Consider the following 4,390-nt stretch of genomic DNA (forward strand, 5'->3'; position numbering starts at 1 on the left):
CGCCACCAATGCGCTGCCCTCATTGTGAAAGGCTCATCGCAGAACGCCCCAAGGAAAATCTGCCAAAGTAGTGCTAGGGTGCTCCCTCCCATGATAGGAAAGTCAGAACTTTTCTAAGGCTGTGCCCCGATCTGAGACGTCGTGGCTTCATCGCTGGCGGATGACGCTTCCGCGAGCATCCGGCGCAGACACCAGCGCGCGTAAGCGTGGGCACCCAGGAGCCGCCCGAGCCGCGACCGAGGCAGGTTGTAGTCGATGAACACCCGCACCCGGCTCCCGCCCACCTCGGTGGCAATCTCGAAGCCGAGGCGGTAGTTGCCGAACACGAGCAGGCGCGGCTCCTCGATGGTCTCCCAGACCTTGCGCCTTGGCGGATCACGCTCGGCGATCCTCTCGATGATGGAGAGCGGCAGCCCGAGAACCCACCCCTCGACCCGGATCACCGAGCCCACAGCGCGGCCCTCCTGTTCGTCGAGGGTATAATGCATGGAGCCGCCCAGCATCATCATGGACGGCCTTTCCATGTGGCGGCCAAGGCGGCGAGGGTCGTCGAGGACTGCGAAGACATCTTCGGGCGCTGCGGGGACGACAGCCTCCACGGCTTTGGAGAACACATAGGCCACGCCGCCTCCTGATGCTCTACTCCTGCATGAAGGTTTGCAGCTCTTCAGGCGTCACCCGGCCGTCTTTATCGGCATCCACGGCGCCGAAGACCCGCCGATGGATGTCCGCGATCTCCTCGAGGGAGAGCCCGCCGTCGCCATCCGCATCAGCGATGGCGAACATGACCTTCATCATATGCCGGCGGTGGCGCATCCCCATGCCGGCCATGGCTTCTCCCGCCCCGGGGCGGGCCATTCCCCCCATCATTCCCGGCCCCATCATGTCGCCCATCATCCCCGAGCCCATCATGTCATCCATCATCCCGGGAGACATCATGCCGCGCTGACCGGACTGGGCGTCATGATCCTGATCCCCCATGTTCCCGGGGGCCGTCGGCGGCATCGTCCCGGTCGCTCCCGCCCCGGGTGCAGCCACGCCCGGTTCGGAATGGTGCTCTTCATGGTCGGCGGTGGCCTGGGCCAGAGTGCCGGTGGCCGCGCATGTGGCGAGAAGGGCCGCAAGCGCGGCTGCGCGTTGCAGGGCTGTCAGCATGACGATCTCCTTCCTGTCTCTCCTGGGACGTCAGGCCGTCCCGTGCCAGCTCAGGTCATGCGGAGCGACCTCGGCCGTTCCGCAAGGGCGGCCGCGGCTCCCGCTGCGGCCGCAGTCATACTCCGCCGGAGCGTTCGGAGCCTATGCGCCCATCCACTGATGATGGATTGGGCAGCCTGACAAGACAAGCGAGATTAGCTGCCGTCCCGTCTTTGCCGTGAGGGCCTTACGGTTCATGCCGTATCTGCGATGCCTTGCTCAGATGTCCTTTGATCCGAGAAAGCGTCCGAAGCTTTGGGTGGTGGTTGGGCCAAACAGGAACGCCTCATAGGGCTCCGGCTCGACGCCTGGGCCATCCATGCCGGGCGACCCTGCCGGCATGCCGGGAACGGCCAGCCCGGTCGCGTCGGGGCGCTCGGCCAGAAGGCGGCGGATCGCCGTGGCGGGCACATGGCCCTCCACCACATAACCATCCACCTCGGCGGTGTGACAGGATGCCAAGGCGGCCGGCACCCCGAGCCGCTGCTTGAGACCGTCCAGATCAGCGGACTCCGCCACCCGCACCGGGAACCCCGCCGCTTCCAGATGCGCGACCCAGCCGTTGCAGCAGCCGCAGGACGGATCCTTGCTGACCGTGACCAGGGGGAGCGGGTCGGCTCCTGCCCGGCCAGACAGGGACATCAGGACGGGAAACCCCGCAGCAGTTGCCAGAAGGGCCCGCCTGCTCAGGCCGTGATCGTCTTGCATCGTCGAACCTCGCTTTCGGGTGTCAGTATCGCGCCGTGCGGGTCTTGGCACGATGCACGAAGCGGTGAAGGGGTGCTGTGCGGGCCAGCCGCCCCGGTCACAGCTTCACCCCCCGCAGCCGCGCGGCATTGGCGATGACGCTGACCGAGGACATCGCCATGGCGGCCGCGGCGATGATCGGCGACAGCAGGAGGCCGAAGACCGGGTACAGCACGCCCGCCGCCACAGGGATGCCAAGCGCGTTGTAGATGAAGGCGAAGAACAGGTTCTGGCGAATGTTGCGCATGACGGCCTGCGACAGCCGCCGCGCCCTGACGATGCCGGTCAGATCGCCCTTCAGAAGCGTGACGCCCGCGCTCTCCATCGCGACATCGGCGCCGGTGCCCATGGCGATCCCCACATCGGCCGCCGCCAGCGCGGGCGCATCGTTCACGCCGTCGCCCGCCATGGCCACGACGCGGCCTGCGGCCTTGTGCTGCTGGACCACCGCGCTTTTCTGATCCGGCAGGACCTCTGCCTCGACCTCGTCGATCCCGAGGCGTCGGGCGACGGCCTCAGCGGTCGTGCGGTTGTCGCCGGTAAGCATGACAACCCGGATGCCTTCTGCCTTCAGCGCCGCAAGGGCCTGCGGCGTCGAGGCCTTGACCGGGTCCGCGATGGCAAGAATGGCCGCGGCGCGACCCTCGACGCCTATGAAGATGGCCGTCGCCCCGTCCCGCCGCAACTCGTCCGCCTGTGCCGCAAGAGGGGCCACATCCACGCCCTGCTCTGACAGGAACCGCGCATTGCCAAGTGCGATGCGCTTGCCCTCGACCGTCCCTAGTGCCCCCTTGCCGGTGGGCGAGTCGAAGTCCACAACGGCCGACGCGGCGATCCCGCGGTCCTCCGCGGCACGCACGATGGCCTGCGCCAGCGGATGCTCGCTGGCGCGCTCCACGCTGGCGGCCAGGCGCAGGGCTTCCCCTTCCGTGAAGCCTGCCGCGGGAACGATCGCCGTGACGGCCGGCCGGCCCTCGGTCAATGTCCCCGTCTTGTCGACCACAAGGGTATCGACCTTCTCCATGTGCTCCAGCGCCTCGGCGTTCTTGATCAGGACGCCCGCCTGCGCACCCCGCCCGACGCCGACCATGATTGACATCGGCGTGGCCAGCCCAAGCGCGCAGGGGCAGGCAATGATGAGAACCGAAACCGCCGCGACAAGCCCGAAGGAGAAGCGGGGCTCCGGTCCCCAGACCGACCAGGCGGCAAAGGCAAGCAGCGCGAGCAGGATCACCGCCGGCACGAACCAGCCCGATACCTGGTCGGCAAGGCGCTGGATCGGGGCGCGGCTTCGCTGTGCCTCGGCGACAAGCTGGACGATCTGCGACAGCATGGTGTCCCGGCCGACCTTGCGCGCCTCGATCACCAGGGCCCCGGACTGGTTCAGGGTGCCGCCGATGGCGGCAGAGCCGGCCTCCTTTGTCACCGGCATCGACTCGCCCGTCACCATGGATTCATCGACGGCGCTGCGCCCGTCGATCACCTCGCCATCCACGGGGACCTTCTCGCCGGGCCGCACGCGAAGCCGGTCGCCGACCTGGACGGCATCCAGCGGCACCTCGTCCTCGGCCTCGTCCTCGCGGATGCGCCGGGCGGTCTTCGGGGCCAGATCGAGCAGCGCGCGGATCGCGCCGCTGGTGCTTTCCCGGGCCCGCAGTTCCAGCACCTGCCCCAGCAGGACAAGAACCGTGATAACGGCGGCGGCCTCGAAATAGACCGCGACCGATCCATCATGCTGGCGGAAGGCAGCCGGGAAGACGCGTGGCACAAGCGTGGCGATGACGCTGTAGATCCAGGCTGCCCCGGTTCCCATGGCGATCAGCGTGAACATGTTGAGGTTGCGGGTGACGAGGGACTGCCAGCCGCGCCGGAAGAACGGCCAGCCTGCCCAAAGGACAACGGGCGTCGCAAGAAGCATCTGCAGCCAGTTCGAGATGCGCTGGCTGACAAGGTGGTCAAGCCCGAGGAAATGGCCGCCCATTTCGAGGATCACCACCGGGATTGTCAGGGCAACGCCGATCCGGAAGCGGCGGCGCATGTCGGTCAGTTCTTCGTTGGGCTCCGCCTCAAGGCCGACCAGCACCGGTTCCAGTGCCATGCCGCAGATCGGGCACGATCCGGGGCCGACCTGCCGGATCTCGGGGTGCATCGGACAGGTGTAGATCGTGCCGTCCGCGACCGGCTCGGCTGCTGCGGTGACGGCCGGATCGAGATAGCGGTCCGGCTCGGCCAGGAACTTTGTGCGGCAACCCGCCGAACAGAAGGAATATGAGCGACCGGCGTGCTCGGCCTTGTGGGGCGTCCGGTGCGGATCAACCATCATGCCGCAGACGGGATCCTTGACGGGACGGGTGCTCTCCGGCGCAAGGGCCGAGTGGTCATGGGGGCGGGGCGAGTGAGGGTGCGGGGCTGCCGCATCAGAAACGTCTGAATCGTCGGACATCTGATC

General features: G+C 67.5%; 4 protein-coding genes. All 4 read right to left on the minus strand.

The features are described 5' to 3' along the window. Positions 1-113: 113 nt before the first annotated feature. The 4 genes from OU682_RS23385 to OU682_RS23400 all read right to left on the minus strand — a co-directional run bounded on the left by OU682_RS23385 (position 114) and on the right by OU682_RS23400 (position 4,384). Complete coding sequence (locus tag OU682_RS23385; protein ID WP_268944586.1) at positions 114-623, minus strand: SRPBCC family protein; 510 nt, start codon at positions 621-623, stop codon at positions 114-116. A gap of 16 nt (positions 624-639) precedes the next feature. Beyond that, complete coding sequence (locus tag OU682_RS23390) at positions 640-1,155, minus strand: EF-hand domain-containing protein (RefSeq protein ID WP_268944587.1); 516 nt, start codon at positions 1,153-1,155, stop codon at positions 640-642. Positions 1,156-1,413: 258 nt separating this feature from the next. Next, positions 1,414-1,902 (minus strand): DUF411 domain-containing protein, encoded by a 489-nt coding sequence (locus tag OU682_RS23395; RefSeq protein WP_268944588.1) that lies wholly within the window; start codon positions 1,900-1,902, stop codon positions 1,414-1,416. A gap of 97 nt (positions 1,903-1,999) precedes the next feature. Continuing rightward, complete coding sequence (locus tag OU682_RS23400) at positions 2,000-4,384, minus strand: heavy metal translocating P-type ATPase (RefSeq protein WP_268944589.1); 2,385 nt, start codon at positions 4,382-4,384, stop codon at positions 2,000-2,002. Between the last annotated feature and the right edge of the window lie 6 nt (positions 4,385-4,390).

Source organism: Paracoccus benzoatiresistens (assembly GCF_026913015.1).
GTDB classification, from domain to species: Bacteria; Pseudomonadota; Alphaproteobacteria; order Rhodobacterales; family Rhodobacteraceae; genus Paracoccus; species Paracoccus benzoatiresistens.

Coding starts and splice junctions, on each gene's coding strand:
- OU682_RS23390 (WP_268944587.1), bottom strand. CDS start 1,155: ATGCTGACAGCCCTGCAACGCGCAGCCGCGCTTGCGGCCCTTCTCGCC.
- OU682_RS23395 (WP_268944588.1), bottom strand. CDS start 1,902: ATGCAAGACGATCACGGCCTGAGCAGGCGGGCCCTTCTGGCAACTGCT.
- OU682_RS23400 (WP_268944589.1), bottom strand. CDS start 4,384: ATGTCCGACGATTCAGACGTTTCTGATGCGGCAGCCCCGCACCCTCAC.